This is a genomic window from Streptomyces aureus (genome assembly GCF_000725495.1).
Taxonomy (GTDB): domain Bacteria; phylum Actinomycetota; class Actinomycetes; order Streptomycetales; family Streptomycetaceae; genus Streptomyces; species Streptomyces aureus_B.
Genome location: NZ_JNZD01000004.1, coordinates 195,197 through 218,778, shown reverse-complemented (window position 1 = coordinate 218,778; position 23,582 = coordinate 195,197). Strand labels below are relative to the sequence as shown.

Below are 23,582 nucleotides of genomic sequence, written 5' to 3'. Positions count from 1 at the left end.
GCGCCAGCCTCGCCGGTTCCGGCTGCTCCGCGCCGGAGGCGCACCAGCGGGTCACCGGGATGGCGGTGTCCCTCCGGGACGAAGGACGGCGGCGCGTCACCCACGCCGTGCGCGGGCGACGGGCCGCCGCCTGTTCCTGTGAGAGCCCCGGCAGCTAGATGCTTTTGGCTTCCACCTCCGTCAGCCCGTACCGCACGGCGATCGGGTTCCACAGCGTGGCGAAGTCCCGCTTGGCCTCGTTCGCCTCGTCGTCGTGGTCCTTGGGCAGGTCCGCGAGGGTGCGCGTCTCACTCTTCCCGCACGCGTAGACGCCGTACTCGTCGATCCAGTCGGCGGTCTGCGACACCCAGGAGGCGTAGCCCCGGTCGGCGTCGGCCGATGCCGACCAGGCCCGGGACAGGTCGCCCAGCGCCTCCGCGAGGTCGCCGTCCGCCTGCGGGGCGAGCAGGTCGACCTGCCGGGCGAGGTCGTCGCGCTTCCCCGCCACCTTGAGCAGGTCCTTCTGCGCGTCCCTGACCGGCCGTGATCCGTTCGAGCAGTTCTGGCCCGTGGTGATGGCCTTCGACACCCGTCCGCGCTGGAGGGCGCTCTCTCCCAGCAGGCTCTGTACCTGGTTGGCGATGTCCTCGGGCGACAGCTGTGACGCCGAGGGCGACACATCGGAGCCGGAGGGCACGGTGGACGGGTCGACGGGGGCGGCCGGGGCCGGCGTCGACGACGTGGAGGGGGCGCCGGCGCCCGGGGCGACGGCATCCTCGGTCGCGCGCGTGGTGTGCGACGAGGTGGCCGACCGGTCCGAGGTCAGCCACACCCCGGCGGCCGTGACGCCCCCGGCGACGACGGCGCTCGCCACGAGCGTCACCACGACGACACCCCACCCGATCTTGCGCCGTGCGGGGTGCGGCACGGGTGCGTGAACGACCTGCGGCATGGGGGCGTGAACGGCGTACGGCGCGGGGGCGTGAACGCCGTGCGGCACCGGCACGGAGGCGTGGACAGCAGGGTGCGCGGGTGCCCGAAGGGTCGGGTGCGCGATGCCGGGGTGCGGCATGCTGCCGGTCGGCAGGTTGGCGAAGGCGGGGGCGGCCGGGGGCGCGGGGGGAGCGGCCGCCGGGGTGGGCGCGGCCTCCGTCCCGGCTTCCTCGGCGCGGTGACCCTGCCCGGCGTCGGACGTCACCGTCGGGGCGTCGGCAGGAGCACCGACCGCGGTGGGAGCGGGCCCGGCCGACGGGTCCACGGGTACGGCGACTTCGTCCCCGTCAGTGGCCGGTTCGTCCGCCGATGCGGATGCCTTGTCGACCGACGTGGCCGGTTCGTCGGTGGGTTCGGCGGGTTCGACCGCCGCAGCGGCCGGTTCGTCCGTGGGGACGGCGGGTTCGTCCGCCGACGCGGCCACCGTGTTCGCCGCCGCGGCCACCGTCTCCGCAGACGCGGCCACTGTGTCCGCAGACGCGGCCGGTTCGTGCGTCGGTTCGGCGGGCTCCTCGGCCGACGTGGCCGGTTCGTCCGCCGGTTCGGTCGCCTCAGCCACAGGTTCGGCCTGCTCGTCGGCCGTCGCGGTCGACTCACCCGCCGGTTCGGCTGCCGGAGCGACGGTCTCCGTGGCCGGGCCCGCCGGGTCGGCTTCTTCGGTCGGGTTCGCCGCAGAGGCGGTCGACTCACCCGCCGGGTCGGTTTCTTCGGTCGGTTCGTCCTCCGCGGGACCCGGTTCGTCGGTCGGTGCGGTGGACCCGGCCGGTTCCGTGGCAGGGGCGGGCACCGTCTCGTCCGCGGTCTCCTCAGTGGAGGGCGCCGATCCCGCACCGTCGGCAGGGGCCGACTCAGCCGGTGCGGCCTCCGGTTCCGTCACCGGCGCCGACGGCACCGACGGTTCCAGGGACGGGGCGACGGCGGCCGGGACGACGGACGGAACCGGCACGGGGACGGGGACGGGGGCGACGGTCGGGGCGTGGGCGGGAGCGGGGGCCGTGAAGGCGACCGGCACGGCGGTCGACGCGGAGGTGCGCCGGCCCCCCAGCCGCTCGCGGACGGCCGAGAACCCGAGGACGTCCTCGATCCGCGCGATCCCGAGCCGGCGGGCCAACGCCGGTACGCCGAACGCGCCGAGCGCGGCCCACACCGTCGCCGCCAGCAGGACGCCGGGGACGGACGGTCCGACCGCCAGCGCACCGCCGTCGGTCGGCGAGATGTCCAGGAACATCGCGAACACGTAGGCCAGGGACGACCCGTCGTCGAACGAGGTCGACAGCTCGACGGCGATCCCCGTGGTCACCGCCAGCAGCAGGAAGCCCGCGACGAAGCACACCAGCGCGCGTACGGCGGCGGCGGGCCGAGCCGACTCCCGGAGGACACCCGCGCCCAGCACCACCGCGGCCACCACGCCGAGCAGCACGGACAGCCAGACCCATCCGCCGAGTTGGTGGAGGTCGAACAGGGAGACGGCGATGTCCGAGCCGTCGCCGCCCGGGTCCGAGGAGGAGTCCGTCATGACGAGCGTGTTCGTGAAGTCGACGGACGCTCCCGAACCGAGGGCCAGGAGGGCCGTACCGAGGTTCGGGGCGAGCAGCACCGCGGGTATCAGGGCGGAGAAACCGCCTTCGGACACCAGGAACACGACACCGACGACGCCGGCCAGCGCGACCGGGACGGCCAGCGCCAGACCCGCCCCGCGCGCCGCGCGGAGCCAGTCACCGAGGCCCGGCCGGCGGACGGTCCACGTTGACATCGATGTCCGGCAGAGCGTGGGGAACAGCACCACGGACGCCAGCACCAGGGTCCACCCGGCCGCGCGCAGCGGGGAGCAGGTCACCGACAGCGCGATGTCCGGAAGGTGCATCAGACGCGCCAGGTACGGCGCCGACGTGTCGGAGGTGTCCGACTGGGCCGGAGCGACCGAGGTACCGGCCGCCCAGGCGAGCAGGAGCGACCCGAGCACGGCCGACAGCACGCTGCGCACGCCGAGCAGCAGGGATTCGCCGGTGTCGAGGTGCTTTCCGGCGGCCGCCGCGCCGCGGAGGTAGATGCGGCCGCCGAACCACAGGGCCGCCGCCCACAGCAGCGTCACTCCCAGCGGTACGAAGGAGAGTTCCAGCGAGGCCAGCGGCGAGCCCTGCTCTGCCAGTTCGATTCCGGGCCGGGCGCCGAGGGCGGACAGCACGACGGCGAGTGCCGTGGGGAAGGCGTCGCCGAAGGGGACGTCCTCGGCGGTCGACGCCAGGATCAGGGACAGCAGCAACAGGAGCGCCGCCGGCAGGGCGGCGATGCGGGCGGGCCCGACCCAGTCGCCCTTCAGCAGACGGGTCAGGGCCGTCGTCGCGGCGGACGGCGTCTGCCCGGCGCCCGGGGCGGCCGGCGGCGATGAGGGAAAGGGCGGCGGCGTCGCCGGGGACGGGGCGGACGCCGGAGCGGCGGTCGGCCGGCCGCACGAGGCGCAGTGGAGCGCCTCGACGGTCACGGAGCCACCGCAATGCGGGCAGAAAGCAGGCATCGGTTCCCTCGGTGAAAACAGCTGAGCAGATGTGAAGGTGGTGAAAAGGCCGGAGCGGGCTCCTCTTCGCGGGGAGGCGAAGAGAACGGGGCCTGTCGGCAGGCCCGGGAATCGGCGCGGCCCGACGCCGTCGCCGGCCGTGGAGCACGGCCGGTGCGGGGTGTCGTGACCGATCGGCGGCCCGAGGTCAGCGCTCCGTCGGAGCGTGCCGCCGAAGATCCCGGGGTGTGGCCCAGGGTGTGGCCCAGGGCGTGGCCGCTAATCGTGCCGCGCGGGTGAGACGGGTCGTCAAGAGCTCTCTCAGGTCGTCTGGATGTGAAGATCATGTAAGCAAGATGTGGTCATAGATATCAGGGCGTGAACTCGTGATCAATAGATTCGGGGCAAGTAGCTGCGGGTTGCACGAGTCGCCTGAGGCATCCTTGTCGGCGGCCGGGTCCGGGGGAGCGGGTCCGGTGGTGCCAACTCGGCTTTCCCTCAGGCGACTTCGCGTGCGGTGCGGTGGCGCGGTGCGGTCGTCTCCGGGTCTCAGGGACGGATGAGCGTCACCTCGCGGCCGTGGGCGTCCTGGACGGCGGGGGACCAGTCGCCGGTGCAGTAGACGGACACCTCGCTCATCGAGCCGTCCCGCACCTCGGCGCGCAGCATCTCCCGGCAGTACCAGGTGCCTTCGGCGTCCTCCCAGCGCTCCTCGAACTCGAGGACCATCCCGGTCCCGGTGACGTCCACGCGGTGGCGTGGAACGGTGCCGAGGGCGGGGTGGCTGCCTTGGCGCAGGGCGACGAGGTTGTCGCGGCCCGCCGTCTGGAGCCGCCACTGGGGCAGACTGAAGTCGACGAACACATCGTCCGTGAACAGCCCCTCGGGGGCGCTGTTCGTCTCCAGGAACTCCACGAACAGATCGGCGAGTTCCTTGGCCCGGCGGGCGTCGAGGGCGCTCATGACGTCGCCTCCGCGAGATTGCGGCCGACGGTCCGCATGGTGCGGTCCAGCTCGGCGGTGGGGCTGAACTCGACGACCTCGGTGCCCGCGAAGAGGAGGGGCAGATGCCCCGGCGCGCCGTAGTAGGCGTCGCCCGCGTGGAAGACCTCGTCGTGGTCGGCGTACCGGAACACGATCTTTCCGGAGAGCACCTGGCCCCAGTGCGGGCACTGGCACCGGTCGTCGGGCAGCCCCCGGAAGAGCGGACCCGGATCCATGTCCGCCTTCATGGTCTCGTACGAGACGGTGTACGGGCCGACCTCGGCGTACCGGCCCTCGATCACCGGCTCGTCGACCTTCAGTTCCGCTTCTGCCTTGGCTGTGCGCGGCATGACGTCCGCCCTTCGTTCCCCGGCCGTACCCGGTTCCGTACGGCGCCTTCACCCCACAGGCGTGAGGCCGGACGGCACGATGTGAGGTGCGGGCTCACCCGGTCCCGGCCCCCGCTCGGACGTTCCGGGCTCACAGCCGCCAGGCGGGCGGGTTCTCCGGCTCGTAGACGCACAGGGTGCCCGTGCGGACGGCGGTCCCCAGGTGGCGTCCCAGCTCCGGGTGCACCTCGGCGACCCGGCGTACGGCGGCGCGGACCCGGGCCGTCACGGCCGTACGGGCGCGTTCGGCGGGGGAGCCGGCGCGGCGGACCCGGCCGCCGATGCCGTAGGCGGCGGACAGCTGACGGACGAGCGCGTCCTTCTCCTCGGCGATCCGGCGCGACCGTGCCGCGTCCCCGGCGGTGTCGGCGTCCTCGGCCTCCTCCTCCAGCTCGCGCAGCCGTCGCCGGTACGCGGCCCGCGCGGTGGCGTCGACGACCTCGCCCAGATCGCCGGGAGCGTGCAGATCACCGGCGTCCGTCCCGGCGGGGCCGGCGTCACCGGCGGTGCCACCGGGGGACGCCAGGTCGACCGCCGGGACCGGGGTGCCGGGGCGGCCGAGAAGCACCGCGATGTCGTGCAGACCTTTGCTGTCGGGCAGGCGGGCCTCGCGGCCGGCGTACACGAGGAGCCACAGGGGGCCTTCGCGGCGGAACTGTGGTGCGGGGGGTGGCGGGGCGTCCGCCTGCGGCCCGGTCGCGCCCGGTCCGGCCGTCCCCGGCCCCCTCGCGCCGGCTCCCGCCGGGCCGGCACCCGGGGACGCGCCCGGTCCGGCAGTTCCCGGGCCCGTCACCCCGGTTCCCGCCGGATCCGCCCCCGGCCCCCTTACGACGGTTTGTGTCGGGTCCGCACCCGGTCCCCTCAGGCCGGTTCCCGCCGGGACCCCGGTCCGCACGTCGCCAGAGCCTGTTTCGGGCGGGCCGTCACCCCGCCCGCCCTGTACCGGCGGGGCGTCGCTGAGCCCGCCCTGCATCGGCGAGCCGCCATCCCGTCCGCTCAGCGCCGGTGAGCCCTCACTGCGCCCGCCCGCCACGGGCAGGTCCTCACCCCGCCCATCGGTCCCTGGCGGGGCGCCGCTCAGCTGACCCCGCACCGGTAGGCCATCTTTCCGCCCGCTCTGCACCGGCGGGCGCTCACTGCGCCCGCCCGTCAACGGCGGGTTGTCTTTCCGCCCACCTTGCAACTGCGGGCCGTCATCCCGCCCGCCATGCACCGGCGGGGCGTCGCTAGGCCCGCCTTGCATCAGCGGGTCGTCACCCTGCCCATTCTGCACGGGTGGGCCCTCACTCCGCTCGCCCCGTACCGGCGGGCCCTCGTTCAGTCCGTCCCGCAGCCGCTCGGTGTCGGCGCGGAGCTCCGGCGGTGCCGGTACGGCCGGCCCGGGCGTGGTGTCCGTCCGCGGGATCGCTCGCTCCGCCGCCGTGCCGGTGAACCCCGCGGACCCCGCTGCCGGGGACGTTCCCGGAGTCTCCTCCGCGATGCGCTCGGCGAGCGCGGACGCCCCCGCCTCGGCCGCGGCCCGTACGGCGCGGTCACGGTGCGCGCGGGCCGCCCGCCCGTCCCCCATGGACCGGGCCAGGAGCGCCAGATGACGGTCCACCGGGCCCCGGATCGCCGCGCCGATGCCCTCCACCGCGAACAGGCCCGCGTACGGTGCGAGGGCGTCGTAGAGCGAGGACGCGGCCGCATGGGTGCCCACCGCGCCGACCGTCTCCGCGGCCTGCGCCATCGTCGGCAGCCACTCGCTGTCCCGGGGCAGGGTGGGCAGGGCGGGCAAGACTCCGGCGAGGCGCCGCGAGGCCTCCTCCGGCTGCCCCGACTGCGCCGCGATGAGCGCCAGGGTGACGCGCGGCCACACCCCGGGCATCCGCTCCAGAGGCGCCCGCTCCCGGAGCCTTCGCAGGTTGTCGCGGTCGCCGGAATCCGCGTAAAGGCACCAGCGCTGCGTCTCCGCGAGCAGGGCGGCGTTGGGGCTGCCCGCCGCCCCGCCCAGTGCCTCCACCTCGTCGAGCGCGGCGGCACAGTCCGCGTGACGTCCCTCCATCAGCGCCCGGGTGCCGCGCCACAGGGGCACGTACCAGGCGTAGAGCGGCTGACGCAGAGGCCGGGCCGCGGTGTCGTACGCGGCTGCCTCGGCGTCCGCCCCGGCGAACTCGCCGGTCTCCATGAGCGCGACCAACCGCAGCCGCCTGCCGAGGAGTTCGAGCGGGAGGTCGTGCCGGGCGCGGGCCCCGTCGATGATCTCCCGGGAGCGGTCGAGGCGTTCGCGGCAGTGGTCGGGTCCCGACCGGGCGTCGCACAGGGCGGCCAGGGCCGGTCCGAGGGCGGCCGGGTCCTCGGCCTCGCGTGCCGCGGCCACCGCCTCCTGGGCGAGCGCGACCCGGTGTTGCTCGGGTTCGAGGAACCCGGCCGCGAGCGAGAGCCGGGCGGTGACGGCGGCGCGCAGCGCGGCGTGCGCCGCGTCGCCCGCGAGGGCGGAGCGGGCCTCGGCGAGCAGGTCGGCCTGTTCGCGGTCGGCCGCGTCGACCTCGAAGCCGGCGGGGCCCGTGCCCAGGCCCAGAGCGGCCCGCGCCAGCAGATCGGGACGGCCCGCGCGCCGGGCGAGCGAGGCGGCGCGCAGCAGTGCCGCCCGCGACTTCTCCCAGTCCCCGGACCCGAGCCGCGCCGCCCCGAGCCCCAGCAACACCTCGACGAGCGTCCCGTCGGCGACACCCTCCCGGCTGCCCGCCCCGCTGACCTCGCCGATCCCGGCAGTCCCGGCGGCCGAGGTCTGGACGGCGTCCTCGCGGCCGGTGCCTCCGTCACCGTCGGGTCCGTTTCCGGCGCCGCTGCCTGCCCCAGGCGTCCCGGTGGTCGAGGTCCGTACGGCGTGACCACGGTCAGTGCTTCGGCCGCCCGCGGGCCCGTGCCCGACCCCGTCGCCAGCCCCGGTTGTACCCGTGGTCTGCACGGCGCCCCCGCGGTCGGCGTCTCCATCACCGTCGGGTCCATTGCCGGCACCGTCGCCGACCCCCGGCGTTCCGGCCGCCGTGGTCGGGACAGCGTCCCTGCGGCCGGTGTCACCGACACCGGCGGGCCCGTACCCGGCGCTCTCGGGCCCGTACCCCGCACCGGCGCCGGCGGTGGTCCCGGCGGCCTCCGAGATGTCGGCTCCCGCGGTCGCGTACGCCTGTACCGCCCTCCCGTACCAGCGGGCCGCCTCCTCGAACGCGAGGAGCGCTGCGGCGCGGTCGGCGGCCTCGTGGCAGTGTTTGGCGGCCTCGTGGGCGTGTTCCGGGCCCGCGAGGAGGAGATGGTGGGCGACCTCGGCCGGACCCGTGTCACGGCCGCGCCGGGCGTGGCCGGCCAGTACGGTCGCCAGCGCGCGGTGCAGCTCCGCCCGCTCGGCCGGCCCCGGCCTGCCGGACAGGGCCTCGCGCAGGAGATCGTGTCGGAAGCGACCCTCGTTCGCCCCGGCCTCCGCCAGCAGCCCGGCCCCCGCCGCCTCCCCGAGCAGTGTCCTCACCTCGTCGAGGGGAACGGCCGCGGCCTCGGCGAGCACGTCGAGCCGGAACCGGGTGCCCAGCAGGGCGGCGAGATCCAGCAGCCGGGCGGCCCGGGGCGACAGTCCGGCGGTACGGGCGCGCACCGCGTCCCGGATCCGGACCGAGACGGCCGTCGCCGTGGCCCCGGGCGCGGGACCCTCGACTCCGCCGCCCGACCGGAGGACTTCGGTCACGAAGAACGCCTCGCCGCCCGTGTACCGGGCCAGGGCGTGCACCGCCGAGGGCGCGGGTGTGCGGCCCGTCGCCGCGTCGAGCAGCGCCGCCACGTCCTCGTCCCGCAGCGGCCCCACCGGCAGCACGCTTCCGCGGCGCAGCAGCCGGGCGCGGGCCCAGCCGCGGTCCTGCCACGCGGCGTCGTCGTCCCGGGCCGTGGCCAGAAGCAGGACCCGGGCCCCGCGCACCGCGTCCGCGGTCTCCATGAGCAGCCGCAACGAGGAGGCGTCGGCCGCGTGGACGTCGTCGAGGACGAGCAGCAGCGGCCGCCGCCGGGCCACCGTGGTCAGGATCTCGGCGACGTCCCCCGCCAGTCTCAGCCGCGCCGCCTCCGGGTCCACCTCGGCCGGTCCGTGTGCCGCGGACCCGGCGAGCACCGCCCGCAGCGGGGGTGAGGCGGCGGCCAGCCGCCCGCAGCGCACGTCGTCCACGACGAGTTCGCGCAGCAGCCGGGACCAGGGCCTGAGCGCGTGTTCCACGGCGTCCGGCGGACACCACGTCCACAGCGTGCGAAAGCCCTCGGCCCGGGCGGCGGCCTCCTCGGCGACGCACGTCTTGCCCGCCCCCGCCGGTCCCGTCAGGGTGACGAGTCCGCCCCGGCCGACGGCGGCTTCCTCCCGTGCCCGGCTCAGCTCGCCGAGCACGTCCTCGCGTCCCACGAACGGGAAGCCCGTCACCATGGCAGTCCTCGCCGGTCCCTCGCCGCAGCGCTCTCCTCTTGAGCCTAGGCAGGGCGCGCGCGGGCCGCGAGGCGCCGGGAGGAGAGGAGGCCATCCGGTGCCGGGCCGCCCGCTGGGCCCGAGAAGCGGTGACGACGGGGGAGGAGGGCAGGGGGTGCCCGGGCTGGCGGGGCGTACGTGCCCAGGGCCGGACGCGTCCGAGGCTCCGCCGCCCGCCGGTGCGGCCGGCGGGAGGGGCGTCCGGGCCGCCAGGGCTGTCGGGCTGCACGTCGGGCCGGGCCACATGGGGACGACCGGCGGGGGGGCCTCCCGGGGCCGCCAGGGATGCCGGGCTGCGCGGCGGGCCGGGCCACGCGGACGCGGGGCGGAAATCAACTCGTGTGCCCCGACAGCCGGTTGATATCAAGAGGGATGACCACACACGATCTCGATCCGCTGCAGCGCCTGCTCGCCGAACGCGCCTGTGAGCGGCTGGTCCTGGAGCTGGTGCGCCGGCTCGACCTCGGTGAACCGGGCACGGTCTGCGACCTGTTCACGGCCGACGGCGTCTGGCAGTGGCCCGACGACGAGCGACGGATCGTGGGCCGGGACGCCCTGCGCGCCTATTTCGGCTCGCGCCCTGCGGACCGCCTCTCCCGCCGGATGTGCAGCAACATCCTGATCACCCTCGACTCGCCGGACACCGCGACCGCGACGACCTACTTCGTCACCTACCGGGTCGACGGTCACACCGAGGGAACCCTGGTCCCCACCCCGCTGCCCGCGAACGCGGGCCACTACGAGGACACGTTCCGCAGGGTCGACGGCGAGTGGCTCATCGCGAGCCGCACCCTCTTCCTGGCGTTCGGCGGGCCGACGCGGAGGCTGGACCCGACGGACGGCTCCCCCGCTCCCCGGTGATCCCGGTGGCCCGGCGCGGACGGCGGGCCGGCCGCGGTCAGTCGACCGCCGCGCGGTAGGGGCGGAAGAACGCGCGGAGTTCCTCCGCGTAGAGCTCGGGTTCCTCGAAAGGGGCGAAGTGGCCGCCGCGGGGCGGCTCGGTGAGGCGCACGAGGTTCGTCGTGCGTTCGAGCCAGGCCCTCGGCGGGCGGACGAGGTCCCCGGGGAACAGCGAGAAGCCGGAGGGCACCTCGACCCGGCGGGCCAACTGGGCCGCCGGGAGGGCCGCGTTGGCGGCGTACATCCTCATCGACGAGCCGATCGTCCCGGTGAGCCAGTAGAGCGTCACGTTCGTGAGGATCTCGTCCTTGGTGAAGGCCCGCTCGACGTCGCCGCCGCAGTCGCTCCACGCCCGGAGCTTCTCGACGATCCAGGCGGCGAGCGCGGCCGGGGAGTCGTTCAGACCGACGGCGGCTGTCTGGGGTCTCGTGCGGTGCATCGCGGCGTACGCGCCCTCGGCGGCGCCCCAGGCCGCGGCGTCCGTCAGCCACGCGCGCTCCTCGGGCGTGAGATCGGCCGGGTCCCCGGTGAACACGGGCAGTCCGCCGTCCATGCGGTGTACGGCCACCACACGGCCGGGGTGGTCCAGTGCGAGGTAACGGCTGACGTGGCTGCCGATGTCACCGCCGGCCGCGCCGAACCGCTCGTACCCGAGGACGTCCATGAGCCGGGCCCACAGACCGGCGACGGCGACGGAGTCGAGCGGCGCTCGGGCCGGGCGGTCGGAGAATCCGTAGCCCGGCATGTCGGGCACGATCACGTCGAAGGCGTCGGCGGGGTCGCCCCCGTGCGCGCCGGGGTCCGTCAGCAGCCCGATCACCTTCGTGTACCGCCAGAACGAGTCCGGCCAGCCGTGGCCGAGCACCAGCGGAAGGACGGGGGCGGCCGGGGCCACGGCCCGGGCGTGCACGAAGTGGATCCCGAGCCCGCCGAGCCGGACGCGGAAGCGGGGGAGCCGGGCCAGCTCCGCCTCCCGGGCCGGCCAGTCGAACCCATCGGCCCAGTACGCCACGAGCTCGCGCAGATAGCCGAGGTCGGTCCCGAGGGACCACCCGGCGTCCTCGGGGGCGTCCGGCCAGCGCGTCGCGCGCAGCCGTGACCGCAGATCCTCGAGCGCGGCCGGGTCGGTGCGCGCGGTGAACGGCTCGGGGCGGGAAGAGTCGTCGGACATGCCCGCATCCTAGGGAGCGGTCCGGTCGGTTCTGGGTCACCGGCTCCCACCGTGGTCGCGCGGGCCTCCGGACGGCCGCATCGCGGTGAACCGGAGGTGACGCGGCGGCGTACGGCCCTCGCCCGCCGCGTACAACCATCGGTGCCGGGCGCGGGTCTTGTGGGACACCAGCCGTCGGGATGCCCCGTCGCGCCGTCACCGTCCTCAAGGGGTGCGTCTTGTCCTCGCGAAAGCTCCGCCTGCCCGCGGCCGCAGCGGCCGCCGTCGTCCTGGCCGTCACGGGTGCCGCGCCCGTCGTGGCCTCCCCGGGCCATGCCCCGGCGACCGCCCGCACCGCCGCCGTCCCGGGCGCGGTCCGGGCCGACTTCGACGGGGACGGATACCTGGACGTGGCGATCGGCGCCCCCGGCGGCACGGTCAACGGCCGTGCCGGGGCCGGGTACTTCACCGTCGTCTACGGCATGGGCCAGGGCCCCGACGGCATCAAGCGCCAGGTGATCAGCCAGAACCGCTACGGAATCCCCGGCACGGCGGAGGCGGGCGACCGCTTCGGCAGCGACCTGACCGCCGCGGACCTCGACGGCGACGGATACACCGACCTCGTCGTCGGCTCGCCCGGCGAGGACGTCGGCAGCGCCCGTGACGTGGGGCGTCAGACCGTCCTGTGGGGGAGTGTGGGCGGACTCGTCACCGCGGCGATCGTCGGCGAGGGCAGGGCGGCGACCCGGGCCGGCGACTTCAACGGGGACGGCCACATGGACCTCGTCACGGCGTACGAGACGCGGTACGGGCCGATCAGCCGCGCCGGTGTCCCGGCCCGCACGGGTCCGCTCGTCGACGCGGACGTCCGGGTCTACGGGATGGCCCAGGGGGACGTGGACGGCGACGGCACGACCGACCTCGTCATCAGCGCGGGACCGTGGGACTCGGACGGAGACGGGACGGTGCCCCCGCCCCGGCTGCAACTCCTGTGGGGTACCAGGGGCGGCTTCGCGGAGGGCCCGCTCATCGCGCCCGCCGACACCGTGTCCGCCGACAGCATCGCCCTCGGGGACGTCGACCACGACGGCCGCCCGGACGTCGTCTTCGGCCGCAGCACCGCCCCCGGAGGCGGACGCGTGGGCGTGGTCCGGGGCGTGCCCGGCGGATTCGCCGCGCGGGCCACCCTCATCGGCCAGGACACCCCCGGAGTCCCCGGGACGGGCGAGAGCGGCGACCGCTTCGGCACCGACGTCTCCGTCGGGGACGTCACCGGCGACGGCTACGACGACGTCGTCGCCGGGATACCCGGGGAGGACCACGCCGGACGCACCGACGCCGGCACCTTCGCCGTCCTGCGCGGGAGCGCGGCCGGTCTGTCCGGCGGCGCCGTCCAGGTCTTCAGCCAGAACACGGCCGGCGTGCCCGGCACGGCGGAGAACGGCGACGCGTTCGGCGCCCGTACCGCCGTCGTCGGCGGGTACGTCGTCGTCTCGGCGCCCAAGGAGAACAACGGCAACGGGGGCGTCTGGGTCTTCCGCGGCACCGCCTCGGGCCTCACCGCCGACGGATCGGTGAGCTACGGACCCCACGCCCTCGCCGCGCCCGAGACCGGCGCCCAGCTCGGGGCCGCGCTCCAGCGCTGACCCCCGGCCGCGCACCCGGCCCCACCGACATCAGCCCGCCCGCGTTCCCCGGCCCCCACCGGATTCAGCCCGCCCGCTCCCCGTACGCCGCCCTGCTGGCCTCGATCTCCGCGATGTGCTCCATCGCCCAGCCGGCCAGGGCCAGGGCCGGCGGGATGAGGCTGCGGCCGGTGGGGGTCAGCGCGTACTCCACCCGGGGCGGGACCTCCGCGTACACCGTCCTCGACACCAGGCCGTCGCGCTCCAGGTTCCGCAGCGTCAGCGTCAGCATCCGCTGCGAGATGCCCGGGATCTGCCGCTGCAGATCCGTGAACCGCAGCCGGCCCCCTTCGAGGGTCGTCACGATCAGCAGCGTCCACTTGTCGCAGATCCGGTCGAGGACGGCGCGGATCGTCTGTCCGCCGTCCCCCCGGATCATGCAGGTGTGCTCGTACTGCGACACGACAGCTCCCTGTGGGTAGCGCACATCCCTGTGCCTTTTGTGGACCCCTCGTCAGTAACTCATCATGGGGCAACTTACGCCTGGTAACCATCGTGCGAGGGGCCGCCATGAACGTCGCCTACTGGATCGTCGCAGCGCTGCTCGCGGCCTTCTACCTCTATGCCGGAGGCATCAAGATCCTGCGGACGCAGGAGCAGTTGCGGCCCATGATGGGCTGGGTCGACCGCATTCCCATGCCGGTCGTGCGGGGCATCGGGACACTGGAGGTCCTCGGCGCCGTGGGCCTGGTCCTGCCGCCGCTCACCGGGATCGCGCCCGGGCTCGCCGTCGCCGCCGCGACCGGTCTCGTCCTCGTCCAGATCGGCGGCATAGCCGTCCATCTCGCGCGCGGCGAGGCGCGGATGATCGGCCTCAACATCGTCCTGCTGGCCGCCGCGGCGGCGGCCGTGTGGCTGGGCACCACCTGGCTCTGACCCGTCCGGCACGCGGCAACGCGAAGGGCGGGGGCCCGGCACAGGATGCCGGGCCCCCGCCCTCGGAACGCGACCGCTCAGGTGCGGTAGGCGTAGTACGCGGCGTTCGGGTACGACGCGATGATGCTCGCCAACGACCGGTTGTAGGTGTTGGTGGAGTGGTACGACAGGTACGGCACACCCTGGGGGCTGCGGTACGTGACGATCATCGTGTGGTCCTTCGACCCGTCCTTGTTGAAGTCCATCTGGACGACATCACCGATGTCGGCCTGATAGACGTTCGCGAGGCTGGTGACACGCTTCGAGGACAGCGCGAACCACGAGAACTCGTTGACACCGACGAACGAGTCCGACTGGATGTCCGAGTTGCCGAACCACTTGTGGAAGTCGTTCACGTAGCCGGGAACGTGCTTCCAGCCGCCCGCCTTCAGGGACTGGCTGACGAAGTTCGTGCAGTCCCCGCCCGCGCCCTCCCCGTTGAAGTTCGGGTACGCCGGGTTGTAGTTCTTCCAGTACTTCGCGGCGTACGCGGCCATGGCCTTGTAGTCGTAGCCCGACGCCGTGAAGTTCTTCGCCTTGGCGGGCGCCGGCCACGTGGTGGCGGAGCGCGTCGCCGACGGCGGCGTGCTGTCACCGGTCATCGGCGTGGCGACGAACGCCGTGGCCTGGACCTGGTTGACCGCGACCCCGTCGTCCGTGTCACGGACGTTCGTGAGCTGCCAGTTGCCCTCACGGTCGGCCTTGAACGTCAGCGTGTGGTGCGCCTCGAAGCCGGTGGTCTTCGGCTCCGTGCCCGTGGCCTTGTCGTAGGCCAGGGTCGTCGTCTCGGTGACGTCGACCGAGGCGTGACGGCCCTTCACCCGCGTACGGTCCAGCGTCACCTTGGTGTTCGCCGAACGGTACTTCTCGCCCAGCTCCGCCAGACGGGCCTTGCGGCTCTCCAGCTTCGCCAGCGCGGACTTCTCGGCACGCGACTGGGCCGAGGACAGCCGTACGTCGCCGGAGAACCGCGACGTCTTCTGCTTCGCTCCGTCGTCGCCCACCAGGGCGTCGGTGCGGTCGGTGAAGACCGCGTCCGCCAGCCGCTGGAAGGTCGCCTTCGTGGCGGCGTCCACCGTGGGGTCGGCGACACTCGCCGCTCCCGCGGACCAGTTGGGCAGCAGGGCTGCGCCGGCGACGACCGAGGCGGCCGCCGCGCCGACTATGGTTGCGCGTTGCCGCTTACGGCTCAGTTTCCTTGATTTCAATGGGGATCCCCTCTACACCGGTATTCGATACCGGAGCCGCATCCTCGCACGGCGTGTGTGCCTCCTGTGAAGGGGGTTGCCGAAGCGGTATCAAGGCGTCGTGGTGGAAAGCCGCAGCTAGGCGCTCGTGCGGGCAATCCCGGCGCCGGCCCGCTCCCGCCCCGCCGGGGCCACCGCGCCGGAAGCCTCCGGGGCCACCGTGCCGGACATACGCCGATGTGGGTGGTGGGGCGTCACATACCGGTGTGAGACGTCGTACTGAAGGGGAGGGCGTTGCGCCGGACGCCCCGGGGCGGGACCGTCGCCGGGAGGCGTGACCGGCCGGGACGCCCGTGTCCGCACCGGGCGCCGCGGTACGCAGGGTCGGCGGGCGGCGTCGACGGTCCGACGCGAGTTTCGCCGGGCCGGCCCCGGTCCGCCGGTCGGCACGCGCAGTTGGCGGGCGGCGTCGACACCGCGACGCGAGCACGCCGGGCCGGCCCGGTGGGTCCGGCCACGTACCCTCGTCACCGTGCCGGCATCCCCCTTGCATCGCGTCGCCGTCCTCGTGCTCGACGGGGCCAAACCGCTCGATGTCGGCATCGCCGCCCAGGTGTTCACGACCCGGGCGAGCATGCCCTACGAGGTCCGTGTGTGCGGCGCCGAACCCGGACTGGTCACCGGCGGCGACGGCCTCTCATACCACGTCGCCCACGGGCTCGAACAACTCTCCTGGGCCGAACTCGTCTTCGTCCCCGGCTACCGGCACCCGGACCGGGAGGACCCGCCGCCCGCCGTCGTCGACGCGCTGATCGCCGCCCACGCACGGGGTGCCCGGCTCGCGGCCATCTCCACCGGCGCGTTCGCGCTCGCCGCCACGGGACTGCTCGACGGCCGGCGCGCCACGACGCACTGGCACTACACCCGGGCCCTCGCGGCGAAGCACCCGCTCGTCAACGTCGACGAGAACGTCCTGTTCGTCGACGAGGGGAGCGTGCTCACCTCGGCGGGCGCCGCCTCCGGCATCGACCTGTGCCTGCACATCCTGCGCGGCGACCTCGGCGTGGCCGCGTCCAACCACGCCGCCCGCCGTCTGGTCGCGGCCCCCTACCGCAGCGGCGGCCAGGCCCAGTACGTGCCCCGCAGCGTGCCCGAACCGCTGGGCGAACGCTTCGCCGCCACCCGCGAATGGGCCCTGCACCGGCTCGGCGAACCCCTCACCCTGGAGACGCTCGCCCAGCACGCGGCCGTGTCGCCCCGCACCTTCTCCCGGCGCTTCGCGGAGGACACCGGCTACACCCCCATGCAATGGGTCATGCGGGCCCGCATCGACATGGCCCGCGAGCTCCTGGAGCGCTCGCAGTGGAGCGTCGAGCAGATCGCCGCGGGCGTCGGCCTGGGCACCGGGGCCAATCTGCGGCTGCACTTCCACCGGATCCTCGGCACCTCCCCGAGCGAGTACCGGCGCACCTTCACCCAGGGCGAATGACCCGCGCGGACGGTCCCCGGCCTGCGCAAAGCGCCCGGTGGGCACCCTGGCGCGATCCTTGCGGACCATGGCGATCTCGCCGCTGTCACCGACCCCGGCGGCGCGCGAACCTGGAGGGGAGCCGAAGGGACACCACTCATGACACGTATCGCCATCAATGGATTTGGCCGCATCGGACGCAACGTTCTGCGCGCCCTGCTGGAACGCGACACGGACCTCGAGGTCGTCGCGGTGAACGACCTCACGGAGCCCGCCGCCCTGGCACGGCTGCTCGCCTTCGACTCGACCTCCGGCCGCCTGGGCCGCCCGGTCACGGTCGACGGCGACACCCTCGTCGTGGACGGCCGTCGCATCAAGGTGCTGGCGGAGCGAGACCCGGCACAGCTGCCCTGGGCCGAACTCTCCGTGGACGTCGTACTGGAGGCCACCGGCCGCTTCACCTCGGCCAAGGCGGCCGGGGCGCACCTCGACGCCGGTGCGCGCAAGGTGCTCGTCAGCGCCCCGGCCGACGGCGCCGACGTCACGCTGGCGTTCGGCGTCAACACCGACGCCTACGACCCGGCCCTGCACACGATCGTCTCGAACGCGTCCTGCACGACCAACGCGCTCGCCCCGCTCGCCTCGGTCCTCGACGACCTGGCCGGAATCGAGCACGGCTTCATGACGACGGTGCACGCCTATACCCAGGAGCAGAACCTCCAGGACGGTCCGCACCGCGACCCGCGCCGGGCCCGTGCCGCCGGCGTCAACATCGTGCCGACCACGACCGGCGCCGCCAAGGCGATCGGCCTGGTGCTGCCCAACCTCGACGGCAAGCTCTCGGGCGACTCGATCCGGGTGCCGGTGCCGGTGGGCTCGATCGTCGAGCTCAACACCACCGTGTCCCGCGACGTGACCCGCGACGAGATCCTCGCCGCCTACCGCGCCGCGGCCGAGGGCCCGCTCGCCGGTGTTCTCGAGTACTCCGAGGACGCGCTCGTCTCGTCCGACATCACGGGCAACCCGGCCTCGTCGATCTTCGACTCGGCCCTCACCCGCGTCGACGGCCGCCACGTCAAGGTCGTCGCCTGGTACGACAACGAGTGGGGCTTCTCGAACCGCGTCATCGACACGCTTCAGCTCCTCAGCGCGAGCTGAGCCACGCCCCGGCGCGGGCACGAAACCCTCCGCCCCCACCGTGCCCGGCCCGAATCGGCCGGTCGCGGTGGGGGCGGCTTCCTTCGCGTCCGGACATGATGGCCCGGCGGGCCCGTCGGGGCAGGGCTCAGCTGCGGGGCCAGTCCGCGCCGAGGGTCACCTCACGTGCGATGCGACGCCACGCGCCTTCCCCTCCGGGCAGGGGCCAGGCCCACGTCGGCTGTTGTGCGGTGTCCAGGTCGTGGAGGAGACGGGCGAGCCGCGGGCCGGCGGTGGCCGCGCCGTCGGGGACGGTGGGACCGTGGACGGCGCGGAGTTCGGCGAAGCGTGCCAGTTCGTTCTCGTAGGAGCCCACGGCTTCATCGGTGCGCGCGGCCAGGTCGTCGCGCGGCACGGTGCGGTGCAACTGCAGCAGCGGAGGCTCGACGGACTCGGCGATTGCCGCGGCGAGTCGTGCGTGACCGTCGAGGATCAGATGGCAGTCCAGACCGCTGACCCACCAGAGCAGAACGGGTGGGAGCGTCCCCTCACGGGCCTGCTTGCGGTACGCCTTGACCCGGCCGTCGTCCGGGCCGGGCACGGGCCGCAGCGGCAGAACCTCCCACTCCGTGGAGTGGAAGTACCAGTCGATGTATCCGTCGGGATGGCCCTCGACGAGCATCGAGCTCCAGTACTCGGAGTGCGACGTGGAGGCGTGGCGCCGGCGCGGGAGCGGGCTCTCGGGCGAGAGCAGCCATCGGCCCCCGTGCAACGGCCCGCCCGGCGAGTCGACCAGGTGACGGGCGAAGCGGTGGGCCCACCGCTCGGGGCTCCCCGCCAGGGCACGCCCCGTGTCGGCGCGCAGCGGTGGGACGAAGGAGCGGTACGCGTCGGTGCGCCAGAAGTCCACGCCCTGGAGGGGCTCTTCGACGACGGCGAGCAGTACGGGCCGGGACAGCTGGGAGAGCAGCAGCCGCGGCCCGGCGCTGAGAACGCACAGGTCCGGCCGGCGGCGGTCCGGTACGTCCAGGGACAGTCCCACCCATGTGCCGTCGTCCCGCGTGACATCGCTGCGCTGCATGCCGAGAGCGTAGAAGGCGCCCACGGGGCGCCGGTGAACCGGCCCGCACGATCACAAAACCCTTCGACCGGGACCCCGGCGGCTTCGTAGCATCAGGGCACGCGACCTGCCTCGGATCGCGGTTGGCCTCGGCCGACAAGGGCGACTGCCCGGAGCGGGGCGGTTGGCTCGTAAGCTCAGTCGGCCAGAGCTCCCGGCAGCTCGTCGGGGCGCGCGGGTTCGAATCCCGCCGAGTCCGCGAAACCCCGAACGCGACCGCTGTGTGCCCGGGCCCGGCTCGGGTGGCCCCTGAGCGGTTCGGCGGCCGCCGTGCGGCAGGATGGGCTCATGAGCGTAGTCAAGATCAACGTCCTGAGCGTGCCCGCGGAACAGCGGGAGACCCTCGAGAAGCGGTTCGCCTCGCGGGCGGGAGCCGTGGAGAACTCCGACGGCTTCGAGTGGTTCGAGCTTCTCCGCCCCGTCGAGGGCACCGACGACTATCTGGTGTACACGCGCTGGCGTGACGAGGAGTCGTTCCAGGCCTGGATGGAGGGTCCGATGAAGGCGGCCCACCAGGGCGGCGCCGACCGTCCGAAGCCCGCCGCCAGTGGGTCCTCGGTCTGGTCCTTCGAGGTCGTGCAGCAGGCCGCGCCGAAAAACGCGTGACCCCTGCCGCGGACGGGACGCGCCTCGCGTACGGCGCCCGACGCCCGCCCCCCTGACGGAACGCGCCCCGCGCCGGTGACCGGTCGCGGGGCGCGTCCCGTCACGGGATGCCCACCTCGAACAGGACGTACCCGGCGTAGGACCCGGAGGCGAGGGCCGCGACCGTGAGGACCGCGCACAGCACCGGTGTGGTGAGCCTGCGCATGGCCGTCGCGCAGGGGATCAGGAGCGGGAAGGCCGGGAGCAGATAGCGGGACACGTTGCCGAAGATCTGCTGGCTGCCCAGGACCAGTGCCATGGTCAGCAGGGTGCTGACGGTCAGGACGAGGGGCGGGCGCAGCCGGAACAGCAGGGGCAGGATCATCAGCGCCAGCAGGACGGTGGCCGCGCCGATGACGTCCTCGTGCGGGTAGGCGTAGAGGTAGTCGTAGTGGCCGACCATCAGGGACGTGAAGACCTTGACGGTGTGCCGGCCCCAGTCGAACGAGTGGGCCCAGGCCTTGTCCTGCAGGGTGAAGTAGCCCCCGTAGTCGCCCATGCGGTACCCGACCCAGCCGAGGTAGCCGGCCAGTCCGAGGGGGGCGATCAGCACGGCGGCGATCGGACGCAGGACCGCGTCGCGGCGCCAAGTGCGGTGCGGGACAGGGGGGTTCTCGTGGAGGAGGTGCGGCGTACGCCGTTGCCGGACGAGTTCCGCGAGGGCGGCGAGGGCGAGGGCCGCGATCAGCGCGGTGGCCGTCGGCCGGGTGAGCCCGGCCGCGCAGGTCAGCAGACCCGCGGTGAGCCAGCGCCGGCGCATGACGGCGTGGCAGGCCCAGACGGCCAGGGCGATGTAGAGCGACTCCGAGTAGCCGGCCCACTCGACACCGGAGCCGGGCCACACGGCCCACAGCCCGGCGGCGGCCAGTCCGGCGCGCCGGCCGCTGATGCGGGCGGTCACGGCGAAGATGCCTACGGCGGCCACGAACGAGGCGACGACGGAGACCGCCAGTCCCGCGCCGAGGAGACCGAGCCCGGTGCACGAGGAGACCAGGCGCATCAGCGCCGGGTACAGCGGGAAGAACGCGGCGGAGTTGCCCTCGAGGGTGATCAGACCGGTGGCGCCGTGGACCGGTACGAGGGCGGGGTGGTAGCCGTGCGCGGCGATCTGCTGGTACCACCAGCCGTCCCAGGTGGCCAGGACGTCCCAGACGTGCGCGCCGCCCCCGAAACGGGGGTTCTTGTGGCGGAAGTCGCCCGACGAGTCCAGCAGATACATGAAGACGCAGAAGCCGACGAGTTTCATCGAGCCGTAGAGGGCGAGGACCGGGGCGTGCCTGCGTGCGGCCCGGCGGACGCGGCGCCGGAGGGAGAGGTCGCCGGCCGGGACGGGGCCGTCGGTGGGGACGACCGTGGGCCAGCGGACGCCGGTTCGTGGCCGGTCGTCCTGCCGGGCCGTGGCGGTGGCGAGGGTGGAGTTGTTCATCGTGCTCCGCCGTCCGTGTCGTCGCGCCGGGCGGTCGCGGGCGTGAACACCCAGCGGCGCAGGAGCAGGAAGCGCAGCACGGTCGCCGTCAGGTTGGCGGCGACGAGGACCGTGATCTCGGTGGGGCGCCCGGGCGCCCGTGTCCCGTGGTGCAGCGCGGCCAGGGCCCCGCTTGTGAGCGCGAGGCCGAGGCCGAAGACGGCGAGTCCCTTGGCCTGGTGGCGCAGCGCGTCGCCGCGGCCGCGCAGTCCGAAGGTGAGCCGCCGGTTGGCGGCCGTGTTGGCGACGGCGCACACCGACAGCGCCCACAGGTTGGCGGCCTGAGGGCCCGTCACCGGCCGCAGGGCCGCGTAGAGGAGTACGTACGCGATCGTGCTGAGGGCGCCCACGGCGCCGAACCGCAGCAGCTGGGCCGTCAGGGACACCGGTGGCGCGTCCTCGCAGGAGCGCCCGAGCCGTGCCGTGGGCAGGGTGCCGCGGGCCAGCGCGCGGCCGATCCTGGCGATGCCCCGCAGGTCGGCGACGGCGGTGGAGACCAGGTCGACCCGGCTGTCGGGGTCGTCCACCCAGTCGACCGGCACTTCGTGGATCCGCAGCCCGGCGCGTTCGGCGATGACCAGCAGTTCGGTGTCGAAGAACCAGCCGGAGTCCTCCACCAGGGGCAGGAGCTGTTCCGCGACCTCGCGGCGGATGGCCTTGAAGCCGCACTGCGCGTCGGAGAAGCCGACGGCGAGGGCGGACCTCAGCAGGACGTTGTAGCAGCGGGAGATGATCTCCCGCCGGGGCCCGCGGGTCACCCGGGAGCCGCGGGCCAGCCGGGTGCCGATCGCGATGTCGGAGTGCCCGGATATCAGCGGGGCGACCAGGGGCAGCAGCGCGTTCAGTTCGGTGGACAGGTCGACGTCCAGATACGCGAGCACCGGTGCGTTCGAGCCCGACCAGGCGGTGCGCAGGGCCCGCCCGCGGCCCTTCTCGTCCAGGCGGATCCATGTCGCCTCGGGCAGGTCGGCGGCCAGCCGGGCGGCGATCCGGGGGGTGGCGTCGGTGCTCGCGTTGTCGGCGACGGTGATGCGGAACGGGTACGGGAACGTGGCGCGCAGGTGGGCGTGGAGACGGCGCACGCTCGGCTCCAGGTCCGTCTCCTCGTTGAACACGGGGACGACGACGTCGAGCACGGGTTCCGTGTGGTCCGCCGGCAGCGGGAGCCGGGCGGGCAGCAAGGTCTTCGTCATGGTCTGTCCTGTTCTGTTCCCTGTCGTGGGGTGTGGCGGAGGAGCTCTCGGCCGAGCCGCGCCGACAGGGTGGGTGTGTACGTGCTGTGGGGGCCGGGGTGACGGCCCGGCCGGGTCTGGAGCTGGAGCTCGAACTGGGTCTGGATCTGGGTCTGGAGCGGGGCGGGTGCCGGGTGCTATCCGGTGCTGGCCCCGGCCGAGGAAGTGGGTTCGAGGCCGTCGAGGCCGGACGGCGGCGGTGACGACGTCGGGGTGTTGCTCGGCGTGGCCGGTTCGGTGGCCGGTGCGCTGGTCGTGGCCGTCCCCGGGCCCTCGGTGTCGGAGGCGCCCGACGTCGAGCTCCCCGTCGTGGTGGGCGTCTCGGGCGGACCGGACGTGCCGTCGGTGTTCTCGGCCGTGGCGGTGCCGGTGGCCGACTCGGTCGGGCTCCCGCTCGACGACGGGGTCGGCGACAGGGTGGCGTCGGGGGAGGTGGGGGTGACGGAGGGCCGCGGTACGGGGCCCAGGGGCCGGTCCCGGTCCGGGGCGTGCGGCAGCAGGAACAGGCCGAGGCTGATCCCGGCGGCGGCCAGGACGCAGGTCGCGGCCTTCTGTGCCGCGCGGACCCGGCGGCGGACCCGTACTCCGGCCCGGAGGCTGTTCTGCTGGGCGGGCTCGAAGGGGGTGTACTCCTGGGAGTCGCGCATCATCCGCGCCAACTCCCGCTCGAATCGGTCCATTCTTCCCTTCACCCCACCGGCTCGATGACATCCGCCAGGATCTGGCGCAGCCGCGCCACACCGCGTGACGCGTGGGAACGGGCGGTGCCCAGCGGGCAGCCCAGGACCTCGGCGACCTGCTTCTCGGGCAGGTCCTGGTAGTAGCGCAGCACGACGGCCGCCCGCTGCCGGGGCGGCAGTTGGGCGAGCGCCGACTCCAGGCGCGACCGCTCCACCACGGCCGCGGACTCGTCGCCGGTGTGGGGGAGGTCCGGCAGCGCCTCGACGGGCCGTTCGCCCCACCACCGCCGCCGTGCGGAGCGGGCGGCCGCACGGGCCATGATCTTCCTGACGTACGCCTCGGGTGCCTCGTCGGCCACCTTCGGCCAGGCGAACCACAGTTTGACCAGGGCCTCCTGGAGCAGATCCTCCGCGCGGTGCCGGTCGCCCGCGCAGAGCAGACGCGCGAGATGGAACAGCGCCGACCAGCGGGCAGCGACGAACTCGTCGAACCCGCCCGTCCCCTCGGCTCTTGCCTGTCCCATCCGCACCGTCCCCGCACTTGCCGGCTCGTACACCTGGAGAAAGACGCTGGCGGGCGCCTCACTATGCAGGCGAGCGGCGTGATCTGGGTCACGCGAAGTCGTACGGGACGCGCGGGCCGGGCGGAGACGCGGGCGGGCGCGAGGGTGGGCGGGTCGAC

Annotated in this window: 18 protein-coding genes and 1 tRNA gene; 7 read left to right on the top strand and 12 right to left on the bottom strand. The window is 74.2% G+C overall.

The genetic code is table 11. The annotated features are described in order from the left end of the window. Nucleotides 1–154: 154 nt before the first annotated feature. From IO36_RS46725 to IO36_RS07145, 4 genes are all read right to left on the bottom strand, one after another. Nucleotides 155–3,454, bottom strand: coding sequence for a hypothetical protein (locus IO36_RS46725; protein WP_037617386.1), 3,300 nt, complete (start codon nucleotides 3,452–3,454; stop codon nucleotides 155–157). Nucleotides 3,455–4,015: 561 nt separating this feature from the next. Continuing rightward, nucleotides 4,016–4,429, bottom strand: a complete 414-nt coding sequence (locus IO36_RS07155; RefSeq protein WP_037617384.1) for a hypothetical protein — start codon at nucleotides 4,427–4,429, stop codon at nucleotides 4,016–4,018. Further along, on the bottom strand, nucleotides 4,426–4,800 hold the full coding sequence (locus tag IO36_RS07150; protein WP_037617382.1) for a cupin domain-containing protein: 375 nt from the start codon (nucleotides 4,798–4,800) through the stop codon (nucleotides 4,426–4,428). Before IO36_RS07150 ends, IO36_RS07155 begins: the two co-directional genes overlap by 4 nt. Before the next feature lie 130 nt (nucleotides 4,801–4,930). Continuing rightward, entirely contained in the window at nucleotides 4,931–9,277 is a 4,347-nt protein-coding gene (locus IO36_RS07145) for an ATP-binding protein (protein WP_037617380.1), read from the bottom strand. A gap of 411 nt (nucleotides 9,278–9,688) precedes the next feature. On the opposite strand from IO36_RS07145, the gene IO36_RS07140 reads away from it, so the two are divergent. Next, entirely contained in the window at nucleotides 9,689–10,177 is a 489-nt protein-coding gene (locus tag IO36_RS07140) for a nuclear transport factor 2 family protein (protein ID WP_037617378.1), read from the top strand. A gap of 37 nt (nucleotides 10,178–10,214) precedes the next feature. Here IO36_RS07140 and IO36_RS07135 read toward each other — a convergent pair whose 3' ends face one another. Then, nucleotides 10,215–11,387: an epoxide hydrolase family protein gene (locus IO36_RS07135; protein WP_037617376.1), complete on the bottom strand. Its 1,173-nt coding sequence runs from the start codon at nucleotides 11,385–11,387 to the stop codon at nucleotides 10,215–10,217. Between the two features lie 218 nt (nucleotides 11,388–11,605). On the opposite strand from IO36_RS07135, the gene IO36_RS07130 reads away from it, so the two are divergent. Then, entirely contained in the window at nucleotides 11,606–13,012 is a 1,407-nt protein-coding gene (locus tag IO36_RS07130) for an FG-GAP-like repeat-containing protein (RefSeq protein ID WP_158997262.1), read from the top strand. A 64-nt stretch (nucleotides 13,013–13,076) separates the two neighbouring features. On the opposite strand, the gene IO36_RS07125 is transcribed toward IO36_RS07130, so the two are convergent. Then, on the bottom strand, nucleotides 13,077–13,454 hold the full coding sequence (locus IO36_RS07125; RefSeq protein ID WP_037617374.1) for a winged helix-turn-helix transcriptional regulator: 378 nt from the start codon (nucleotides 13,452–13,454) through the stop codon (nucleotides 13,077–13,079). Nucleotides 13,455–13,561: 107 nt separating this feature from the next. Here IO36_RS07125 and IO36_RS07120 point away from each other — a divergent pair, with 107 nt between their 5' ends. Next, nucleotides 13,562–13,927 (top strand): DoxX family protein, encoded by a 366-nt coding sequence (locus IO36_RS07120; RefSeq protein ID WP_037617371.1) that lies wholly within the window; start codon nucleotides 13,562–13,564, stop codon nucleotides 13,925–13,927. 77 nt (nucleotides 13,928–14,004) lie between these two features. Here IO36_RS07120 and IO36_RS07115 read toward each other — a convergent pair whose 3' ends face one another. After that, nucleotides 14,005–15,174: an amidase domain-containing protein gene (locus IO36_RS07115; protein WP_078943049.1), complete on the bottom strand. Its 1,170-nt coding sequence runs from the start codon at nucleotides 15,172–15,174 to the stop codon at nucleotides 14,005–14,007. A 511-nt stretch (nucleotides 15,175–15,685) separates the two neighbouring features. On the opposite strand from IO36_RS07115, the gene IO36_RS07110 reads away from it, so the two are divergent. Beyond that, entirely contained in the window at nucleotides 15,686–16,642 is a 957-nt protein-coding gene (locus IO36_RS07110; protein WP_037617369.1) for a GlxA family transcriptional regulator, read from the top strand. Between the two features lie 138 nt (nucleotides 16,643–16,780). Continuing rightward, nucleotides 16,781–17,779, top strand: a complete 999-nt coding sequence (gene gap, locus IO36_RS07105; protein WP_037617367.1) for a type I glyceraldehyde-3-phosphate dehydrogenase — start codon at nucleotides 16,781–16,783, stop codon at nucleotides 17,777–17,779. A gap of 127 nt (nucleotides 17,780–17,906) precedes the next feature. On the opposite strand, the gene IO36_RS07100 is transcribed toward gap, so the two are convergent. Continuing rightward, complete coding sequence (locus tag IO36_RS07100; RefSeq protein ID WP_037618354.1) at nucleotides 17,907–18,839, bottom strand: hypothetical protein; 933 nt, start codon at nucleotides 18,837–18,839, stop codon at nucleotides 17,907–17,909. A gap of 165 nt (nucleotides 18,840–19,004) precedes the next feature. On the opposite strand from IO36_RS07100, the gene IO36_RS07095 reads away from it, so the two are divergent. Both IO36_RS07095 and IO36_RS07090 read left to right on the top strand, forming a co-directional pair. Continuing rightward, nucleotides 19,005–19,077: transfer RNA gene (locus IO36_RS07095), tRNA-Ala, on the top strand. Between the two features lie 89 nt (nucleotides 19,078–19,166). After that, nucleotides 19,167–19,484, top strand: a complete 318-nt coding sequence (locus IO36_RS07090; RefSeq protein WP_037617365.1) for an antibiotic biosynthesis monooxygenase family protein — start codon at nucleotides 19,167–19,169, stop codon at nucleotides 19,482–19,484. Nucleotides 19,485–19,584: 100 nt separating this feature from the next. Here IO36_RS07090 and IO36_RS07085 read toward each other — a convergent pair whose 3' ends face one another. The 4 genes from IO36_RS07085 to IO36_RS07070 form a co-directional block, all read right to left on the bottom strand. Further along, complete coding sequence (locus tag IO36_RS07085; RefSeq protein ID WP_051900230.1) at nucleotides 19,585–20,769, bottom strand: hypothetical protein; 1,185 nt, start codon at nucleotides 20,767–20,769, stop codon at nucleotides 19,585–19,587. Nucleotides 20,770–20,945: 176 nt separating this feature from the next. Beyond that, on the bottom strand, nucleotides 20,946–22,181 hold the full coding sequence (locus IO36_RS07080; RefSeq protein ID WP_037617363.1) for a bifunctional glycosyltransferase family 2/GtrA family protein: 1,236 nt from the start codon (nucleotides 22,179–22,181) through the stop codon (nucleotides 20,946–20,948). Between the two features lie 176 nt (nucleotides 22,182–22,357). Then, on the bottom strand, nucleotides 22,358–22,900 hold the full coding sequence (locus tag IO36_RS07075) for a hypothetical protein (protein WP_063764832.1): 543 nt from the start codon (nucleotides 22,898–22,900) through the stop codon (nucleotides 22,358–22,360). 8 nt (nucleotides 22,901–22,908) lie between these two features. After that, complete coding sequence (locus IO36_RS07070; RefSeq protein ID WP_037617360.1) at nucleotides 22,909–23,424, bottom strand: SigE family RNA polymerase sigma factor; 516 nt, start codon at nucleotides 23,422–23,424, stop codon at nucleotides 22,909–22,911. Nucleotides 23,425–23,582 lie beyond the last annotated feature (158 nt).